A 21,145-nucleotide genomic window follows, 5' to 3' on the forward strand; every position below is an offset into this window, starting at 1 on the left:
CTCTGCTGTTGGTGTTACTGGCGTTACTGTTGGTGTGTAAGTAGCTGTTGCTGGAGTTCCATTCTTATCTTTAACTTCAACAGTTGCTGGATCCGGAGTACCAACAAAGTCTTTGTTTGGTTTAAATGTTACAACACCTGTTAATGGATCGATTACGTATTTACCAACTTCTTTTCCATCTTTTGTAGCTGGAATTTCTTTGTCTTCTACTGGTTGTCCATTTACTACGAATTTAGCCGGTTGCTGTTCGTTGATTGTGATTGGCGCTGTTTCATCACCTTGAGTAAATTTAGGTGTTCCTGTTTGCTCTTGACCTTGTTTACCACTTGAAGTTACACCTTCACCTGTTGGCTTAACTGGTGTTACTTCTGGAGTATAAGACCCTTTTGAAGTAACTGGAACTTTGTTTCCTTCTGAGTCAGTTGCTGTTACTGATACTTGTACATTAACACCTTTAGCTTTTCCTGTAAATGTTGGAAGTGGTTCAAATGTTACTACACCTGTTGTTGGATCGATTGAGTATGTTCCTTCTCCATCAACTACCACTTTACCTTCAGCATTAGCTCCTTCTAATGAGTAGGCAGCTGTTGTCCAGTCAACATTTGTTCCATCAGGTGTATTAGTTGCAGTGTTTAGTTCTTCAAAACGTTCTTTTCCAGAAATAGATGTCTGCGTTTGACCTTGTTTACCAGTAGTTTCATCATCAGCTGGGTCAATTCCGTATACAGTTGGTGTATATGTATTTGAAACTGGTACTGTTACTGGGTTACCTGACTCGTCATTAAATGTCACATCTGCTGCTACTGTGATAGGAGCTGCTGTACCAACAAATCCTTCAGCTGGTGTAAATGACACCTCACCAGTCGTTGGATCTACAGTGTATGTTCCTTCTTCAGTTGTTAAAGATTCAACTTTTGCTCCTGTTTTTGGATCTACTAGTTTATAATTTGATACTGTAGTTCCTTCTTTTCCATCATTGAAATTGTCGGCCATTGAGTCAGTTTGTTTTTGAGCTTGAGCACCTGATGATTTCTCTGGTTCTGTTACTACGATGTAGTAAGTTGTTTCTGCTACTGCATCTTCTGTAACTTCTCCAGCATCTGTTCCATCTACTGTTGGAGTTGTTACAACACCGTTTGAGTCTACTGCTCTGGCTGTTACTTTGTAACGTCCTTTTTGAGATAGTACATAAGCGTTAGCTTTAGCTAAGTTTGATTCTGCTGCTGTTTTAAGAGCTGTACGTGCTGTTTCTACCGCTTTTTCAGCTTCTAAAGCTGCAGTACGTGCTGTTTCTACCTCTGTTGTTTTTGTAGTAAGATTTGCCTTAGCTGTTGCTAATTGTTCTTCTATAGATGCTTTAAACTCTTTAGAATTAGCAAGTTTTCTTTCTGCTAATTCTTGAGCTGTTGGTGAAATTGTACGTAATTTCAAGTCATCTAATGCCTTTTGAGCATCTTCTACTACTCGTGTTTGACGGTCTAGTAGTTCTTGAAGACGAGCTAATTCGTTTTGTGTATCTTGTTGTTCTTTTACAGCTGTTGCTGCCGCTTGAGTTTTAGCTGCTGCTGTACGTTGTGCTTGGATATAAGCTGTTTCTTCTGCTTGAGCTCCATCAAAAGTAGTTACTGAGCCATCTGGTGCAGTTGCTGTTACTTTTGTTTTAATCGTATCAGAATCTGTTGCTGATGTTTTATCATCGATTGTATCTGCGAATGCTACATTTGCTTTAGTTGACTTGATTAAGTCTACTGATGTACCTTTTGCTTCTGAATAGCTTGTTGAGGTTCCTGTTGGTTTAGCATTTTGGATTGATGCTACATCTGTTGAACTTGCTTCACGGTATGATACATATCCTTTGAATCCAGATGCTGTTTCGATTTCCCAACCTGCATTTGATTCTTTAGCTGTTACCGCTGTACCGTCAGAAGATGTCCATTGGTTTGTTACTGAGTCGTAACTTACTGTAACTACCATCCCTTGTTCTGATGATGTGTTATCTTTCTTGATTAGAGTCTCTGTACGCGTAACATTACCTACTGCAGTTACCTCACCATTTTTACGGATTTCTGCAATCTTGTCCTCTAATGTTGATGCTGAAGATGTTGTATTCCATGTACGTTCAAACTCATAAACAACGAATTTAACATCACCATTTGCTTGCGCATCTGTATAAACACGACGTTCAATAAGAGTTGATGTACCATTACCATTGTCTTTTAATTCATAAGCTTTTTCAGTAGGTAACGAATATTTACCTGTTGCATGGTTAAATACCGCTTTGTACGTATTACCTGCTGCGTCAGTTACCATAGCAAATTCACGTTGAATATTTGCTTTTACCTTGTCAGTTGTTGCTTTAGCCGCAATATTATCCACACCAACGTATTTTGTAGATTTCGGAGTCACTGTTAAGTTAATAGTTGATTCCCCTGAAGTTGCAACTGGCGCTAATACTGCTCCTTCTTGAACTGCTGTATTTGTAGTACCTGCAGCTACTACCCAGTTTCCGTTCTTAGCTACTAATTTAGTAACTGTTCCATCTGGCATTGTAATTTCTGCTTTGTTAGCTCCATTTGAGATTGTTACAGGTATATTTGTTGCATAAGCTTCAACATTCTTAACAGTAATCTTAGGTGCTACTGCGATTGTAATATTTTCATGAGCTTCTTGACCATACATATTCCAATCCTGATTTTTCGCATTGGTTGTATTATTATAGTCTTTCGCATAAACAGCCGCTGTGAAAATTCCAGCTTCACTTGCTGTCCCAGTAATATCTCCAGTTTGTGGATTATAATTTAATCCTGGTACGACATCGTTTATTGAAGTTTGACTTCCTGTATAATTACCGTTTAGGGATGTATGGGCTGTGACAGTTTGTGGTCCGTTCTCGGTATTTACTTTAGATCCATCAACTGCAGTAAAGGTTGCTCCACTCGTGCTTCCAGGAGCAGTTTTTGAACCGGCAACAACTTTTTCTCCATTACTTCTGTATACATAACCAGTTCTTTCATCACGACTCATTCCATCATTATCAACATATTTGATGTTATGACTTACTTCGTCACCTACTGTAACTAACTTAGAAGATCCTTGAATAAGTGGTGCAGATGTATCTTGCCATCCTATCCATCCAGCCGTTAAATCCCTGAAAGTAACCTGCTGAGTAGCTCCATCTTTCTCTACAGTTACAATATAACGCATGTCATATACACCGTTTTGAAGAGAAGATGCTACATATCCTTCTACAGTATCTGTAGCTTCATTATAAGCTAATCCTGGAATTAAGTTGCTTAAGGCGACGTTTGTGATTTTGTAACCTGCAGCAGTTGCCTCATCAGATAAACTAAAACGTTTTTTCACATCTGTAAGATATACATAGTGATTTCCTTGTTCATAAGTATATCCGTAGATTTCTGTAGCTATGTATTCATAAGCTCCACCAGATCCCCAAGTTGTGTTCCCATTAGCTTTTCCTGTAGCACGAATTTTACCTTTCCATAGAGCAGCTTCTCGTCCAAGTTTTTGAGCTTCAGTTTTTGATAAAGGAATATCTGTACGACCACTTATTCCTGCTTGTCCACTATTTGCCGCAGGCACATCAGTGTTCTCAGATTGATAGCCATGAACATAAATTTTATAGTTGTCGTTGCCATCTAGTACTTTGTAAGATTTACCTGTAGAACCAAGAAATTCACCATTTTCTTTTCTTAATTCTGTAGAAGAAGCTGTGTATCCTTCGTTAGCTGAGAGAGCTACAGCGAATTTCCCATCTTGGCCGATACCGTTTCGTTTCAATTCGTCATAGACTGCCTGAATTGACTCGTTCAAACGGTTCAACTGAGCATCCACTTGTTCTTGTGCTAAGCTCTTATCAGCCAACAATTTGGTTGTTTCCGCAAGGACAACTTTGTTCTTAGCAATTGCTGCCTCGATAGCACCTTTACTCTCATCAGAAAGATCCTTTTTATTCATCTCTGAATAAGCTAATTGGTTGGTAACTTCTGCTTCAGATAAAGTTTGGTTCAAAACCTTGGTGTCTACTGTAGGATTGTCTTGATTTTGATTAGCCGCTTCTTCTTTCTTTGCAGTTTCAGCAGCGTTTGATTCTACAAGAACTGTCGCTAAAGCCTTAAGTGCTTCTGTTTGACTATCAACTTCTGATTGTCCATCTGTTGGATTCGCAAAAACCGATTTTGCGGTTGCTAAAGCTTCCTTTGCAGCAGAAAGAGCACTTGCATCTGCATTCTTAGCTACAGCGATACGGTTCTCTAAGCTTGAAATTGCTTCATAGAGTGCTGTTTTATTGGCAGCAACCTTTTCAGCAGTTTTTTCAGTATTTGCTTTAGGAGCTTCTGTTGGTGTTTTTTCTTCTGCTTCTTTTTGAACTGAAGTATCTTCCTTTTTAGGCTCCTCTGCCTTTACTTCTTTTTCAGTTACTGGAGTTTCTGCTTTCGTCGAAGTCCCATCATTTTCTGGATTAGAAGCTACTACTGATGAATCTGCAGTATTCCCATTAACTGACGTTTCTGAAGCAGATACTGCTCCATTTCCAAGGAACATCAAACCAGCCGCAATAGCTACCGATGCCGCTCCAAAACTATATTTACGAATACCGTAACGGATGTATTTTTCTACCCTAAAATCTTGTTGTTGCTTGCCTTTCATCGAGTCAAACAACCTCCTTTTATTTATTTTCATGTTCTCAGAAATACCTCAACTAAAAAACTTCCGAATATCATCAAAAATAGTCCAGAAGATAATTTTCAGTTTTTATTCCTTCACATGTGCTATTTATTTTATCAAATTGCTCTACTCTAATCAAATAATATAATATGAAAATACAACTTTTTTATAATTTTTGAAATGATAAATTGCAAGTATAAGTGCAACATTTACTCGAACTCATCCACTAGAGCTTCACAAGCAGTTCTGTAAGCTAGGCATTTCCGTGGTCGGTGATTGATATCATATAAGACCTTGTTCAAAACCTCATCATAGTTAGTGGCTAAATCTGTTTTTTGGGGGGAAATATTCTCTTAGTAAGCATTTGCTTCTTCATTGCCTCCTCTCTACCAGAATGAATAGGCATCCGCAAAGAGAAAAGAAATTCCTAAATTTTTCTACCTAAGAATAGCAAGCAAACTCCAATATATTAAAAAAAGGTGAGTATCAGATATAAATTATGATGTAGGCGACAGTCTATTCTTACATGCTTTAATTGTTTCAAGTAAAAAATAATAAATCGAAAAATCGTTCATATTTTAATCCCATAGTAGAAGATATGATAAACAAGATCAGTCTAAAATAGAAAAACAAAAAACTGCCAAAAATAAATTTGGCAGTTTTTAGGTAGGGAACCCCATTAATTCAAACAGTTTCTCATAATCGTTTATCTCAATAAAAAACCAGAGCTAATGCCCTGGTTCCTTTATTAAGCGACTTGAGTCGTTACCTTATTATTTAAGAGTAACTGAAGCTCCAGCTTCTTCAAGTTTAGCTTTGATTTCTTCAGCTTCAGCTGCAGCAACACCTTCTTTAAGAACTGATGGTGCACCGTCAACGATAGCTTTAGCTTCTTTAAGACCTTCGCCTGTGATTTCACGTACAACTTTGATAACACCAACTTTTTTGTCACCTGCAGATGTCAATTCAACGTCGAATGAATCTTTAGCAGCACCAGCGTCAGCACCACCAGCTGCAGCAGCAGCTACAGGAGCAGCAGCAGTTACGCCAAACTCTTCTTCGATAGCTTTTACAAGGTCGTTCAATTCAAGGATTGAAGCTTCTTTAATTTCAGCAATAATGTTTTCAATGTTCAATGCCATTGTGATTTCCTCCAAATGTGTTTTTAATATAGTGTTTTAAACGTAGCTTAAGCTACGAGTTGTGAAGACGAGCTTATGCAGCACCGTCTTCTTTGCTTTCTGCAACAGCTTTGACAGCGTATGCAACGTTGCGCACTGGCGCTTGAAGTACAGAAAGGAGCATAGAAAGCATACCTTCTTTGTTTGGAAGTGATGCAAGAGCGTTGATTTCTTCGACTGAAGTGAACGCACCGTCAACAACACCACCTTTGATTTCAAGAGCTTCTGCGTCTTTAGCAAATTCGCTAATAACTTTTGCTGGTGCGATAACATCTTCGTTTGAGAATGCTACTGCAGATGGACCAACAAAAAGTTCTTTAAGGTCTTCAAGACCTGCTTCTTCAGCTGCACGGCTCAAGATAGAGTTTTTGATAACTTTAAATTCAACGCCTGATTCACGAAGATTACGACGAAGAACTGTATCTTGGTCAACTGTAAGTCCACGAGAGTCAACAACAACGATAGATGCTGCTGCTTTCATTTTCTCAGCGACAATAGCAACCTGTTCAGCTTTTTTAGCAATAATAGCTTCACTCATTAGTAGTTTTACCTCCGTTTTTATTTTTGGGCTAGGCACAAAAAAATCGCACCTAAACCTAGACACGAAAGTACAATACGTTACAAAAAATAGTTACGTTTTGTGCCTCGGTTGGATGTTTACGAGTCTAGCTCCCCAACTGTCTTAGGTCAGTTTTTTTCAAACCTTATATAGGATACCATGACCTGAATCAGACGTCAAGAGAAAAATACAACTTTTTTTGGATTTTTTCTCTATCTTTTTTGAACACCATAAAACCTCTCAAAATCCAAAGATTTCAAGAGGTCTTTTCTAATCATATCTAAGAGCTTCGATAGGATCGAGTTTCGAAGCTTTATTAGCCGGTAGGAGACCAAAGATAATTCCTACGGCTGCTGAGAAGGCTATGCTTCCCATGGCTACGCTAAGAGAGACCGTAGCTTTAAGATTCATTGCACTCCCAATTGGTCCAACTACAAGGGCCGCAAAACCTAGACCAATCAGACCACCCAGGATGGTAAGGACCATCGATTCAATCAAAAACTGAGTCAAGATTTTACGACGTGTGGCACCTAAAGCTTTACGAAGACCAATCTCTCTTGTCCGCTCAGTTACCGAAACCAGCATGATATTCATAACACCGATTCCACCAACTAAGAGTGAAATCCCAGCAATAGCACCGACAACAGTGGTAATGGTTCCAAAGATTGTGTTCACCTGATCTAAGGCTGAACTCATATCTGCCGCCTTGTACTCTCCATTATCAGCTTGGGACAACTGGGTCAAACGTTTAGCGGCATCCTTAGCGACACTGCTACTATTTTTCACATCGGTCACATGGAAAAAAATCTGGCCAATAGGATCAGTATTGTTCTCAGCTGCTAACTGGGTATTGGCTACAAGCGCTGTCCCAATTTCACCAGAGGCACCAATAGCTGTGTCTTTATTCTTATAAACACCAATCACACGATAATCATTATTTCCAATAGTAACCACCTGATTAAGGGCATCCTCATTCGTCCTAAAGAGTTTTTTGGCTACCATCTGATCAATGACAATGACGCGCGAAAAATTTTTGTAATCATTGTCTTTCAAGGAACGTCCTGTCAACATCTCTAACTTTTTAGCTTTAAAGTAGCCCTGACTGGCACCTGTGATATTAACATTCTTCACAGTCTTTTTTTGGAGGGAGATAGAGGACGTTAGGCTGTTGGTCACAAAATAACTATCGATACCAGGTGTCTGCCTAGCCACTTGCTCCAACCAAACTTCTTTAACCGGTTTGGTCGGTTGTGACAAGTCTGCATAGGCAGGATCTAACTCCTCACCCTTGGCTTCATAGTAGACTTGAACAGTATCCTTATCACCTGTCACACTATCGGTAACACTCTGACGCATCCCATTTCCTAGCCCCATGATAAGTACTACCGCAGCAACACCAATGATAATTCCCAACATGGTCAGGAAGGACCGCATCTTGTGTGAACGAATAGAACTAAGAGCAAATTTCCAATTTTCCATTCTTACCTCCTAGTCAATCCGAACGCTATCAGTCGTGTCCTGAGTGATTTCACCATCACGAATGACAATCTTACGTCGGGCATAGTCTGCAATCTCGGGTTCATGGGTAACCATGACAATGGTCTTCCCTTCACGGTTTAGCTGGGTTAAGAGCTCCATAATCTGGTTTCCTGTCTTGGTATCAAGAGCACCCGTAGGTTCATCCGCCAAAATGATTGCCGGATCGTTAGACAGTGCACGCGCAATGGCAACCCTCTGCTTCTGTCCCCCAGACAACTCTGACGGTAGGTGATGGCTACGGTCTGACAAGCCGACTTTTTCCAAGAATTGCTCTGCCCTTTGCTTACGTTCGCGTGGAGATTTCCCTGCATAAATCAAGGGAAGCTCTACGTTCCTTTGGGCACTTAACTTTGGCAATAGAAAAAACTGTTGAAAGATAAAGCCAATCTGGTCATTTCGTACCTTGGCCAAACGATTTTCAGAGAGATCAGCCACATCCTCGCCCTCGAGTTGGTAGGAACCTGTCGTCGGTTGATCAAGGAGGCCGATAATATTCATGAGGGTTGATTTTCCTGAACCAGAAGGACCCATGATTGCCACGAAGTCACCTTCTTCAACTGATAAATCAATCCCCTTGAGTACCTGCAAGGACTCTTGACCATTTTTGAAAGACTTGGTGATACCTTTTAAAACCATAAGAGCTGGCTTAGTCAATTGACTTCACCTCTTCTCCGCTAGTGTCTTTGGACTTTTTACCCCTAGCATCCGTCACATTCTTTAGGGTCTCCCCATCCTTAAAGGATTTTTCGGCCTTGGTGATAACCTTTTGACCTTCTTTTAGCCCTGATGCAATTTCTTGTTGCTTGGCATCTGCATTACCAAGTTTGACCTTAACTTGCTTGATTTTCTGAGTCTTATCATCGTACACCCAGACATAATTGTCAGAGCCTTTCTTGCTCACAGCAGTTACAGGAACCAACAAGGCATCATCATCCTTTGTCACTTCAAGAGAGACATTAAAACCTTGTTTCAGTTTTCCGATAGGACTGGTCAATTGAACCTTGTATTCATACTGAGAACCTGACTGACCTGAGTTGCCAGAAGCGTTAGCTGACTGACTAGCATTTTGCTTAGGATAATTGGAAACATAACTGACCTTCCCTGTCCAAGTTTGGTCTGGGTATACTTTGGAAGTAATCTTGACCTTTTGCCCCACTGAAATATTTGGAATGTCATATTCTGTTAAGGTTCCTTGAATCTCAAATTGGCCTTCGCTTGTCACATGAACTAGGGTTTGGCTCTCTTTTGAAGCAGGGTCCACAGAGTCCGCGACTTCTACTACTGTCCCATTAGCATCTGAAACAATTACTGTTTGATTGAGAACATCTTGTGCCTTTTCTAGCTCTGATGCTGCATTAGCAATGGCATCATTATAGTCCTGCAAGGTTTGGTAATTACTTACCTCGGTTTGCTGACGCTGTTGAGGGCTAACGGTAGTCGTCGAATCATCCTCATCCGAATCACTACTTGTTTGTGCTGAAGCCGAAGGAGCTGTTCCATACTGTTGGAAATAATTACGGTCACGAACTGCCTTATTATAGGCACGACTAGCCGTATCATATGCTGCTTGGGCTGAGGTGCTGTCGTATTGGACCAGTTGCTGACCAACACTAACTTCCTCACCAACAGAGACTGTCACAGTGGCATTGCGTCCAATGGTATTGTCAAAATAAACGTACTGTTCCGACTGAGCCTTCACCATGCCAGTTAGAAGAGTAGACGAGGCCAGTTGACCCTTTGTTACCTTACTCGCTGTGGGACTCTCTGACGCTTTATCATCTTGACCCCCTCCTCCAAAAAGGTTAAAACCTAAAATCAAAATGACAAGAAAGCCAATTCCTCCAATAATCCAAATTCTTTTTTTATTTTTAAATAACTTTGGACTGATTTTCTTTCGCATAAATCTCTCTTCCTCTATTTGTACTTTATAGATAATACAATTGTAATACTTTTAAATTTCAGTGTCAATGACCGCCTTTTAAATACATAAAGCCATAGTGCAACTTTTGATTGGGACGAACCTGACGTTCAAACCCTAGTTCCTCAAAAATAGGGTCACGAAAATGTGCCTTGATGATAATTTTTTCTCGTGCGACACGTTTAGCCTCATCGAGCCATTCTTCTGTCAGACGACTGCCATTAGCTAGAGGTTTGATAGCTTGTAGATTTTCCGATTCCTTGATAGTCTCTGAAAACATAGGATCGGCATAGATGATATCAAAAGAGTGATCAGCCTGGGATTTCAAAAAGGATAAGCTATCGCTCTTAATAGCCTTAATAGACCGCATCGCTTTTTCAAGCCGCTTGTCATCTGTCTGGTAAGTTGCTAGACCACGAGAAACCACCTGAAAAATCACCTCTTGACTCTCAAGGGCTGTCACCCTATTTCCCACTGCTGTCATCACTAGACTATCTGAAGCCAGCCCCATGGTCGTATCAAGAATAGACTTGGGAGACTGCCCCAAAAGACTAATTAAAGCATCATGCAGAGCCTTAATGCGAAGAACCGCCGTATCTGGATGAAAGGACAACTCACTACCATTCACATTAACAAAAGACAATCTATCTTCATATAGAAGATAAAAAGCTCCAAATCGCTCTAAACATTTTGCCAAGGATAACTTGCGACGAGGCTGGTAGTCAGCTCCTAGCTCGTAAGCTAGTTCTTGGGCACGTGCAATCAAGGCCTCGTTTTCACGTAAAGATGTGGTAATAATCATGCTACTAGTATAGCAGAATCTTCGGAAACAAAACCATCGTCTTAGCTTTCATTTTAATTTTTGAGCTTACATTTGTGTAAGAAAAAAGCCCCAGCAAGGCTGAGACTCAATATCATATTTAGATAGCTTCTGTTGTAAAGCTACGGCTTTCAAGCACACGCACCATAGCATCTGCTGTATCAAGCGCTGTGAAGAGTGGAATTCCAGCTTCAATAGCTGAGCTACGGATAGCTGCTCCATCTTCGTCATAAGTACGTTTGTTACCAACCGTATTGATAATAGCTTGCGCTTTACCAGTACGAACAAGGGCTGGAATGTCATTGTCGTCATTTTCGCCCAATTTGTTAACAAGGGTTGCGTGAACTCCGTGTTCATTCAAGAACTTGGCTGTTCCTTCAGTGGCGTAGATACCATAACCGATAGCATCGAAGCGACGGGCCAAGTCAAGGGCTTCCTCTTTAGTATCATCATGAATAGTGAAGATAACGTTACCAAAGGTTGGCAAGTGGAGGTAAGAAGCTTCAAAGGCTTTATAGAGGGCTTTTTCAAGAGTCGCATCTGTCCCCATAACTTCACCAGTTGATTTCATTTCAGGTCCAAGGAGGCTATCTACCTTAGCCAATTTTGTGAATGAGAAGACTGGTGCTTTGACATGGACATGGCTGCTTTCTGGGTATAGACCATCTTTGTAACCTTGCTCAGCCAATGATTTACCAAGAATCAAGTTTGTAGCAACTTGAGCCATTGGGATATCAGTCACCTTAGACAAGAATGGTACCGTACGACTGGCACGTGGGTTAACCTCGATAACATAGACCGTTTCGTCCTTGATAACAAACTGGATGTTCATCATACCGATACAGTTAAGACCGATAGCCAAGCGTTTAGTGTAATCAGCGATAGTCTCTTGAATTTTCTTAGAAAGAGTTTGTGGGGGGTAAACCGCCATTGAGTCCCCTGAGTGAACCCCTGCACGTTCGATGTGTTCCATAATGCCTGGAATCAAGACATCCTTACCATCAGAGATAGCATCCACTTCACACTCACGTCCAATGATATAGCTATCAACAAGGACTGGGTGGTCTGGACTTGCCTTAACGGCTGTACGCATGTAAGAACGAAGGTCATCTTCATTTTCAACGATTTCCATGGCACGTCCACCCAAAACGTATGATGGACGAACAAGAACTGGGAAGCCAATCTTACGAGCTGCTTCAACCGCTTCTTCTTCATTTGTCGCTGTTTGTCCTGGTGGTTGTGGGATATCGAGGTCTTTAAGGGCTTGTTCAAAAAGGTCACGGTCTTCGGCACGGTCAAGGTCAGCAACCTGTGTACCCAAGATTTTCACACCAGCTTTAGACAATGGCTCTGCCAAGTTGATGGCTGTTTGACCACCAAACTGAACCACGACACCCTTAGGTTGTTCCAATTCGATAACGTTCATCACGTCTTCGAAGGTCAATGGTTCGAAGTAAAGTTTATCTGAAACTGAGAAGTCTGTTGAAACCGTCTCAGGGTTAGAGTTCATGATGATAGCTTCGTAACCTGCAGCCTGGATGGCTTTTACAGAGTGAACTGTCGCATAGTCGAACTCAACCCCTTGTCCGATACGGATAGGACCTGAACCAAGAACGATGACAGATTCTTTATCAGATTTGATTGATTCATTTTCCCACTCGTAAGTTGAGTAGAAATATGGTGTTGATGACTCGAACTCAGCCGCACAGGTATCAACCATCTTGTAAACAGGAACAATGTTATTTTCCAAACGTGTTGCACGTACTTGGTCGGCTGTTTGATTCCAAAGATCAGCAATCTTACGATCAGAGAAACCGTTACGCTTAGCTTCTTTCAGAACATCAACATCGCCTACGTGAGTAGCCAATTCTTGTTCCAATTCGAAGATATGGAGCAATTTGTCGAGGAAGAAGATATCAATCTTAGTCAACTCTGACAATTCTTCAATAGTGTAACCACGACGGATGGCTTCAGAAAGGTAGAAGAGACGGTCGTCTTGAGCTTTGACAATCTTTTCAACCAAAGCATCGTCTGTGACGTCCGCAAGTTCAGACATCTCATTGTGGTAAACACCGATTTCAAGTGAACGGCAGGCTTTAAGAAGTGACTCTTCGATGTTACGACCGATAGCCATAACTTCACCAGTTGCTTTCATCTGAGTACCAAGACGACGTTCACCGTGTTCAAATTTATCAAATGGGAAACGTGGAATCTTAGCAACCACATAGTCAAGAGCTGGTTCAAACATGGCATAGGTTGTACCAGTGACTGGGTTAATCATTTCATCAAGTGTCAGACCAACAGCAATCTTAGCTGCCAATTTGGCAATCGGATAACCAGTTGCTTTTGAGGCAAGGGCTGATGAACGTGATACACGAGGGTTTACTTCAATAACATAGTACTTGAAGCTATTAGGGTCAAGCGCCAACTGTACGTTACATCCACCCTCAATTTTAAGGGCACGAATAATCTTCAAGCTGGCATCACGAAGCATTTGGTTTTCAATATCTGACAAGGTTTGCGTTGGAGCAAATACGATTGAGTCCCCTGTGTGAATCCCAACTGGGTCAAAGTTTTCCATGTTACATACCACAAGAGCATTGTCTGCGGCATCACGCATAACTTCGTATTCGATTTCCTTGAAACCAGCGATTGAACGTTCAATCAAACATTGTGTTACTGGTGACAATTTCAATCCATTTTCAGCGATTTCGCGAAGTTCTTCTTCGTTGGCACACATACCACCACCAGTACCACCAAGGGTAAAGGCAGGACGCACGATAACTGGGTAACCAATTTCTGTCGCAAAGGCAACTGCTTCTTCAACCGTATTTACAATTTCTGATTCTGGAATTGGTTGTTTCAAATCTTCCATCAATTGTTTGAAGAGGTCACGGTCTTCGGCTTGGTCAATGGCAGACAATTTTGTTCCCAAAAGCTCTACTCCAAGCTCTTCAAGAATACCAGCTTTTGACAATTCCATTGCCATGTTCAAACCAGTTTGTCCACCAAGTGTTGGCAAGAGGGCATCTGGACGCTCTTTACGAAGAATACGTGTGACAAATTCAAGCGTAATTGGTTCAATATAAACCTTATCTGCGATTTCTTTATCAGTCATGATTGTCGCAGGGTTAGAGTTAACAAGGACAACACTGTAACCTTCTTCTTTCAAAGCCAAGCAAGCTTGCGTACCAGCGTAGTCGAACTCAGCAGCCTGACCAATAATGATAGGACCAGACCCGATAACCATGATTTTTTTAATATCAGAACGTTTAGGCATAATTTATGATACAAAGCCCGTTAAGGACCCAGTGAAAATAGGGAACGTGACGACGACGCCTAAGCGTCTAGTCACCGTTTATCTTTTTTACACAGTCCTTAGGGCGTGTTCACTTCCGTGAACCTGTATCTTCTCCTTTCTATTTGACAACTCTCTGGTTGTCATTAAATAAGGTAGTAGACTGGGGCAAACAGGAGTTACACCCCACTATAGTCACTAGACAGTTGCAATTAATGACGTGCTTTTTCAGCTTGGAAAGCATCAATCAATTCTAAGAACTCATCGAAGAGATAACTAGCATCGTGTGGACCAGGTGCTGCATCTGGGTGGAATTGCACTGAGAATGCAGGGAAGTCACGGTGACGAACACCTTCAACTGATTTATCGTTAATTTCTTCGTGCGTTACCATGAGGCACTCTGGAAGAGTGTCACGGTCAATGGCATAACCATGGTTTTGGCTGGTGAAATCAACACGACCAGTCGCAATTTCACGAACCGCATGGTTAAATCCACGGTGACCAAACTTCATCTTGTAGGCCTTGGCACCATTCGCCAAACTAAACAACTGGTGACCCATACAAATACCAAAAATTGGAATTTTGCCTTGAATGCCACGAATCATATCAAGTGAATACGGTACATCTTCAGGGTTACCTGGACCGTTCGACAACATCACACCATCTGGATTAAGATGGAGAATTTCTTCAGCAGTGATATCATGTGGCACAACAGTCACGTTACAGTCACGTTTTGAAAACTCACGCAAGATAGAGTGCTTGAGACCAAAGTCAACCAAAACGATATTTTTACCAACACCAGGTGCTGGGTAGGCTGTCTTAGTCGATACCTGCTCAATATTGTTCGTTGGCAAAACAGTGGCACGCAATTGATCTTGCAAGTGCCCAATGCTGTCTCCAGGATTAGCCAAAGTCGCCTTCATGGTACCATGTTGACGGATAATCTTAGTCAAAGCACGTGTATCAATACCAGAAACACCCGGGATGTTTTTAGCTTTCAAAAACTCATCCAAGGTCATTTGGTTACGCCAATTGCTAGCACGACGGCTAGCCTCTGACACAACGACACCCTTGGTCGTTGGCTTAATTGACTCATAGTCGTCACGGTTAACGCCGTAGTTACCAACAAGTGGATAAGTAAAAGTCAAAATTTGACCATTGTAAGACTGGTCTGTGATAGATTCTTGATAACCTGTCATACCAGTATTAAAGACGATTTCACCCGTCACATCCACATCAGCACCGAAGGCCTGACCTTCAAAAATAGTGCCGTCTTCCAAAATAAGTAAACGTTTTGCCATTATACTAAATTGTTCCTTTCACTAAGATACAAAGGGCGTTAAACATTTGAATGAAAATCAAATCTAACAAAGAAGCTCTAGCCTCTAGGAAGATTTGTCTCTTTTCAAAGATTTAGCCCATGTTCTTTTTCGTCTGATTCTCTCAGGAATCGGTTAACGTAGTTTACGCTTTGCCATTTAAAATAGCTTCAATAATTGCCATACGGACAAAGACCCCGTTTTGCATCTGAGCAACGATACGAGCCTTAGGCGCCTCAACCAGGCTATCAGCAATCTCCACATCACGATTAACCGGAGCAGGGTGCATGATAATCGCCTGATCAGATAACTTGGCATAACGTTCTTCAGTCAAACCATAGAGAGCATGGTAGTCTTCTTTTGAAAATCCTTTATCGTCCCCATGACGTTCGTGCTGAACACGAAGCAACATGAGTACATCCAAGCCCTCAATGACGTCGTCAATAGCCACATGCTGACCATAGACATCGAACTCATTCGAATACCACTCTGCAGGACCAGCAAAATAAAGCTGAGCACCCAAACGCTTGAGAATCTGCATATTGGACTTAGCGACACGCGAATGCGTAATATCACCTGCAATACAAATCTTAAGATTTTTAAAGGTTCCGAACTCTTCGTAAATGGTCATCAAGTCAAGCAAACACTGACTTGGGTGTTGCCCTGAACCATCACCGCCATTAACAATAGAGGTCTGAATAGTCCTACTATCAATCAACTGCTTGTAGTAATCGACTTCCGAGTGGCGAACCACACAGATGTCAACGCCCAAGGCAGACATGGTCAAAATGGTATCATAGAGGGTCTCACCCTTATTCACCGAGCTAGTCCCAGCATCGAACTCAATCACATCCAAGCCTAGTTTTTTCTCGGCCACTTCAAAGGACTTGTGTGTTCGTGTTGAATTTTCAAAAAAGAGATTGGCAGCGAAATACTGTCGATCCAGCTGGAAATCAGCTCTGCCGTTTTTAAAATCTCCACCTCGACGAATCAGGCCCAAAACCTCTTCATTCGTGAGGGTTTCCATAGTCACCAAATGTTTTAGTGACACTTTTCCATCTGCAATCGCCATAGTTTTTCCTTTTTAATGATTGATTAGTCCTTGCTACCTTTGTTAGGATCTGGCAAGATTTGGTAAAGCAATATTCCAAGAATGGTTGAGGTTGCCACACCCGTGATTTGGAGACCACCAAGGTCAATCATCAAACCACCGATACCAGATACCAAGATAACGCTAGCAATCAAGAGATTCTTTTTATTATCAAAATCAATCTTATGTTCAACTAAAATTTTCAAACCGCTAGCAGCGATAACCCCAAAGAGGGCAATTGAAATTCCACCCAAAACAGCTGTTGGTATTGAACTCAAGAGAGCAGACACCTTACCGATAAAACTCATCAAGACCGCAATCACCGCTGCACCCGCAATAACGTAAACTGAGTATACCTTACTAAGGGCCATAACCCCAATATTTTCACCATAAGAAGTTACTGGTGGAGCTCCAAAGAAACCAGCGATAATCTGTGCCAAACCATCACCAGTTAGAGTACGATCAAGACCTGGATCTTTAAAGTAATCACGTCCAGTTAAACTATTCAAAACCATAACATGCCCAAAGTGTTCAGTCATTGTCACAAAGGCAATCGGAGCCATGGTCAAAATCGCACTTGGATAGAGTTTGAAGTCATAATTCACAAACGGAATGTCAAAACTTGGAACTTGGAACCAATGAGCAGCCGCAACTTTTGAAAATTGAACAAACTCATGTCCCGTCAACCAACCAAGAACCACTGAAAAAATGTAACCCACGATTAAACCAAGTAAAATTGGGATAACACCGATGATTTTCTTACCATACATGTTAAAGAGGATGACGGCAAAGAGAGTTACCATAGAAATCACAAGACTAAAGATACTATAGGTATCATTAACCATTGTCGCATCCTTGACAGCATTAGCCGCAAGACTCAAACCGATGACGATGATAATTGGACCAACCACAATTGGCGGTAGGACTCTATCAATCCAAGCATTTCCCGCATACTTAACAACCAAGGCAACAATCAAGTAGACCAAACCTCCAGCCATGGCACCTTGAGCCACCGCTGCGATACCGTCAGTCTTCATAAGCATCTGCATAGCCGCAATATAGGCAAAACTAGACCCCATGTAAGCTGGAATCTTGTACTTAGTCACCGTCAAGTGAGCCAAAGTTCCCAAACCAGATGAGAAAAGAGCAATAGCGGGATCAATCCCTACCAAAATCGGTACAAGAACCGTCGCACCAAACATTGCAAACAAGTGCTGGAATGACAAACCCACCAATAAACCAGCTTTGGGCATATCATTCACATCATATTTTACGTTATTCACGATATCAAAGTACTCCTTAAAATTAAGATACAAAGGGCGTATAAAGAGCAAAGTAAAATTAGGAAATCTGACGCAGAAGCTTTAGCTTCTAGGAAGATTTATCTATTTTACACAGCTCTTAGACCGTGTTCAATTAATAAGATACAAAGGGACGTTTTGGCTAAGCCAAACATTTCTGTAGAAAAATCGAAGTCGACAACGCACTCCAAATTGTGCTAGGAGACTTATCTTTTTTCCTAAGAAATGAGTCCCGTGTTCAGTTAAGTAAGATACAACGCCCGTATAAGGCCTAAAGCAAAGATAGGAAATATGATGACGGAGCGCCAGCTCCTAAGAATATTGATCTTTTTTGCACAAGGCTTAGGGCGTGTTCATTTAACAAGATACAAAGGGCGTTTCACCCTATCCGTCAGTCAACTTAGCTTGGATCGATAATGTTGACACTATCCTTACCATCAACTTCTGTCACCAAAACTTCGATTTCTTCTGACTCACTAGTTGGGATATTTTTACCAACATAGTCCGCACGGATTGGCAATTCACGGTGACCACGATCAACCAAGACAGCCAAACCAACACGCGCCGGACGCCCATGGCTAACGATATTATCAATAGCTGCACGGATAGTACGACCTGTGTAAAGCACATCATCTACAAGGATAACATCCGTACCATCAATTTCGATAGGAATAAGGGATGTGTCCTGTTCAGATTTAACATCATCACGGTAAGCCTTAGTGTCAAGCTCAATCAATGGTACATCAAGGTTTTCCAACTGTTTCAAGCGCTCTTGGATACGCTGGGCAATATAAACACCACGTGTCTTAATACCAGCCAAGACAATCTTGTCGAGATTTTTGTTACGCTCAATAATCTCATAAGTGATACGTGTAATGGCACGTTTCATGGTTACGTCATCGACGATCTCTTTTTTCTTCATAAAAAGAACCTTTCTAAATACAAAAAATCCCCTTGAAACAAGGAGATACACAAAAACATGGCACAGTTCAACCGCGCGCTTCTCATGGCTCCTTGCCTGCCTCTCTGGACAGTGATTAAAGGACTTATTTAATTAGGTAAATTATAGCAAATTTCAGACTCTTTTACAAGAAAAAAACGGACGCCTCTCCCAAGAAAGACTATCCGTTTGATAACTGTTAAGCTTCTCTCAACTTCTCCAAGGTTTTCTTGAAAATAGCAGGTTCTTCCGCTGTAAATTCGACCAATTCTCCAGTCGTAGGATGTGTGAAACCAAGAGTCTTGGCATGTAGAAATTGGCCATGGCCCTTGAGGGTCTTGCGTGGCCCATAAAGAGGATCTCCCGCCACCGGGTGACCGATATAAGCCATGTGCACACGAATCTGGTGCGTGCGACCTGTTTCCAGTTGCAACTCTACCAAGGTATAGTTGCCAAAACGTTCAAGAACGGTAAATCGTGTAACTGCAGGTTTTCCTTTAGCTGTTACTGCCTGCTTCTTGCGGTCTTTGTCCGAACGCCCAATCGGAGCCTCAATCACGCCCCTATCGTTAGGTAGATTGCCATGCACGATAGCCACATACTTACGAAGGGACTTCTTATCCTTAAGCTCCGCAGCCAAAGCATTGTGGGCCTTATCGTTCTTAGCAATCATAAGGAGACCAGACGTATCCTTATCGATACGGTGAACAATCCCAGGACGAACCACACCATTGATAGACGAAAGGTCCTTGACATGATACATAAGAGCATTGACCAAGGTGCCAGACGTGTGGCCAGCTGATGGATGGACCACCATACCTTGAGGTTTGTTGACCACTGCCACATCCGCATCCTCGTAGATAATATCCAAAGGAATATCTTCAGCCTTGTATTCCAAGACCTCTTCTTCAGGCAATACATAGGTAATGACATCACCCTCTTTAACCGCATACTTAGCCTTGGCCGACTTACCATTAACCAAGACTGTTCCAGCCTTGATTGCTTCATTGGCCTGACTACGTGACAATTCTGTCAAATCGGCCAAAGCCTTGTCCAGACGGTTTCCCGCCTCTTTAATGATGACTTCCATTTTCCTCTTTCCATAAGATTAAAATCAAGAGCAGCACACCCACCGTTAGATAGGAGTCTGCCACGTTAAATATTGCAAAATCAATAAAATCAAGCTGAACCATATCAACCACGTAACCCAAGTACAAACGGTCGATAAAGTTGCCAATACCACCTGAGATAATCAAAATCAAAGATAGCACCAACCAAAGACTCTTCTGGTAATTCTTAACCAGATAGACCAAAGCAGCACCGATCACTAGAACCGTCAAAATCACAAAGAAATATTTCTGACCCTGTAAAATCGAAAAGGCAGCACCACGGTTCTGTAGATAGGTCAAGCTGAAAAGCCCAGGAATAGCCTTGATAACTTGGTTAAGGGCAATATTTGCCACAACCCAATGCTTGACCCACTGATCCAAACCAATCAGAGCTAGAATAGCCAAAGGAATCACAACCTTACGCATAAGTCCTCCTATGGTTTGTAAGTATCAAAGTAGTCAAACATAACATTGACAAACTTGAGAGCACAAGATGATAAGTTAATCCCCTTACGACGGACATAAACCATCTTGTTATCCAAATTATCCTCAAGTGGAATAACTGTAATACCGTTTACACTTTGAGCATCTAGGAAACCAGAACCCGTCGCATAAGCATCCGTACGCTCCAAGATACCGTTCAAAGTCGCACGGTCTGTCACGTTAAACATAAGAGACGAATCTGATGTATCCACAAAGTTTTCAGAATAGTACAGGTACTCGTCCTTCTCCTGAGTAAAACGTACGGTAGGTAGGTGCGCCAAATCCTCCATGACTAAACTCTCTTTATGAGCCAGTGGATGGCCCTTGCGAAGATAAATATGAGTCTTAAATGGAATCAAATCAATAGCCTCAAGCCCAAGCTTGTCCATATTTTGTTGGATGCCCTTACTATTTTGACGATTCAAATAGATAATTCCAATCTCACTGTGCCCCTTGGCTACTTCATCCAAAATTTGAATGGTCGTAGACTCAAAGACACGAAAATCCTTGTAATCAGGGTAACGTTCTGAAAAAGTCGTAATCAAAGGTGGCAAAAAGTCATAGTGCTGACTGGCAATAGAAAACTGGTTCCCTTTTTCAGAAGCATTAAGATAGCGATTTTCAAAACTATCAAAACTGCGCACAACCTCAAGCGCGCGTTCATAAAAGGTCATGCCCTGACTGGTCAAGACTGCCCCCGTCGTTGTACGGGTGAAAATTTTAAAATTTAACTCCTGCTCCAAATCCTTGATAGCCACTGAAAGACTAGGCTGACTCACAAAGAGCTTGCTGGCCGCCTCGCGGAAGGTTCCACTATTGGCAATGGCTACGACATAACGTAGTTGTTGTATGTTCATATGTGACACTTCTTTCTTGAAAAATCAATCAGTTCTATTATACCA

Annotated in this window: 15 protein-coding genes, 1 pseudogene and 1 other annotated feature; all 16 genes and pseudogenes read right to left on the minus strand. The window is 41.6% G+C overall.

Annotated elements, in window-relative coordinates; all coding sequences use genetic code 11:
* The coding region (locus HMPREF9425_RS06615) for a YSIRK-type signal peptide-containing protein (protein ID WP_037621547.1) at positions 1–4,668 on the minus strand (4,668 nt) is incomplete at its 3' end.
* 227 nt (positions 4,669–4,895) lie between these two features.
* Positions 4,896–5,123: pseudogene (locus HMPREF9425_RS10610) on the minus strand (IS30 family transposase); the annotation flags it as partial.
* A gap of 336 nt (positions 5,124–5,459) precedes the next feature.
* Positions 5,460–5,828 carry a 50S ribosomal protein L7/L12 gene (gene rplL, locus HMPREF9425_RS06620; protein WP_003095336.1) on the minus strand — a complete coding sequence of 123 codons (369 nt, stop codon included), beginning with the start codon at positions 5,826–5,828 and terminating at the stop codon, positions 5,460–5,462.
* Positions 5,829–5,901: 73 nt separating this feature from the next.
* The gene (gene rplJ, locus HMPREF9425_RS06625; RefSeq protein ID WP_003095623.1) at positions 5,902–6,405 is read right to left on the minus strand and encodes a 50S ribosomal protein L10; all 504 of its coding nucleotides are present in this window, start codon (positions 6,403–6,405) and stop codon (positions 5,902–5,904) included.
* Positions 6,406–6,436: 31 nt separating this feature from the next.
* Positions 6,437–6,572: a sequence feature (ribosomal protein L10 leader region), on the minus strand.
* Positions 6,573–6,696: 124 nt separating this feature from the next.
* Positions 6,697–7,905, minus strand: coding sequence for an ABC transporter permease (locus tag HMPREF9425_RS06630; RefSeq protein WP_003097700.1), 1,209 nt, complete (start codon positions 7,903–7,905; stop codon positions 6,697–6,699).
* A gap of 9 nt (positions 7,906–7,914) precedes the next feature.
* On the minus strand, positions 7,915–8,601 hold the full coding sequence (locus HMPREF9425_RS06635) for an ABC transporter ATP-binding protein (RefSeq protein ID WP_282183888.1): 687 nt from the start codon (positions 8,599–8,601) through the stop codon (positions 7,915–7,917).
* Positions 8,602–8,611: 10 nt separating this feature from the next.
* Positions 8,612–9,865 carry an efflux RND transporter periplasmic adaptor subunit gene (locus HMPREF9425_RS06640; protein ID WP_003097703.1) on the minus strand — a complete coding sequence of 418 codons (1,254 nt, stop codon included), beginning with the start codon at positions 9,863–9,865 and terminating at the stop codon, positions 8,612–8,614.
* Between the two features lie 64 nt (positions 9,866–9,929).
* Positions 9,930–10,685, minus strand: coding sequence for a class I SAM-dependent methyltransferase (locus HMPREF9425_RS06645; RefSeq protein ID WP_003097705.1), 756 nt, complete (start codon positions 10,683–10,685; stop codon positions 9,930–9,932).
* Between the two features lie 118 nt (positions 10,686–10,803).
* Positions 10,804–13,983, minus strand: coding sequence for a carbamoyl-phosphate synthase large subunit (gene carB, locus HMPREF9425_RS06650; protein ID WP_003095464.1), 3,180 nt, complete (start codon positions 13,981–13,983; stop codon positions 10,804–10,806).
* 230 nt (positions 13,984–14,213) lie between these two features.
* Entirely contained in the window at positions 14,214–15,302 is a 1,089-nt protein-coding gene (locus HMPREF9425_RS06655) for a carbamoyl phosphate synthase small subunit (RefSeq protein ID WP_003095621.1), read from the minus strand.
* A gap of 163 nt (positions 15,303–15,465) precedes the next feature.
* Positions 15,466–16,392: an aspartate carbamoyltransferase catalytic subunit gene (locus tag HMPREF9425_RS06660; protein WP_003095459.1), complete on the minus strand. Its 927-nt coding sequence runs from the start codon at positions 16,390–16,392 to the stop codon at positions 15,466–15,468.
* A gap of 23 nt (positions 16,393–16,415) precedes the next feature.
* The gene (locus HMPREF9425_RS06665; protein ID WP_003095351.1) at positions 16,416–17,693 is read right to left on the minus strand and encodes a uracil-xanthine permease family protein; all 1,278 of its coding nucleotides are present in this window, start codon (positions 17,691–17,693) and stop codon (positions 16,416–16,418) included.
* Positions 17,694–18,111: 418 nt separating this feature from the next.
* Positions 18,112–18,633 carry a bifunctional pyr operon transcriptional regulator/uracil phosphoribosyltransferase PyrR gene (pyrR, locus tag HMPREF9425_RS06670; RefSeq protein ID WP_003095423.1) on the minus strand — a complete coding sequence of 174 codons (522 nt, stop codon included), beginning with the start codon at positions 18,631–18,633 and terminating at the stop codon, positions 18,112–18,114.
* Positions 18,634–18,850: 217 nt separating this feature from the next.
* The gene (locus tag HMPREF9425_RS06675) at positions 18,851–19,741 is read right to left on the minus strand and encodes an RluA family pseudouridine synthase (protein ID WP_003095585.1); all 891 of its coding nucleotides are present in this window, start codon (positions 19,739–19,741) and stop codon (positions 18,851–18,853) included.
* On the minus strand, positions 19,725–20,186 hold the full coding sequence (lspA, locus tag HMPREF9425_RS06680; RefSeq protein ID WP_003095556.1) for a signal peptidase II: 462 nt from the start codon (positions 20,184–20,186) through the stop codon (positions 19,725–19,727). The genes HMPREF9425_RS06675 and lspA overlap by 17 nt, the downstream gene beginning before the upstream one ends.
* 8 nt (positions 20,187–20,194) lie before the next feature.
* Positions 20,195–21,100 carry a LysR family transcriptional regulator gene (locus HMPREF9425_RS06685; RefSeq protein WP_003095368.1) on the minus strand — a complete coding sequence of 302 codons (906 nt, stop codon included), beginning with the start codon at positions 21,098–21,100 and terminating at the stop codon, positions 20,195–20,197.
* Positions 21,101–21,145 lie beyond the last annotated feature (45 nt).

It is taken from the genome of Streptococcus vestibularis ATCC 49124 (genome assembly GCF_000188295.1).
GTDB classification, from domain to species: domain Bacteria; phylum Bacillota; class Bacilli; order Lactobacillales; family Streptococcaceae; genus Streptococcus; species Streptococcus vestibularis.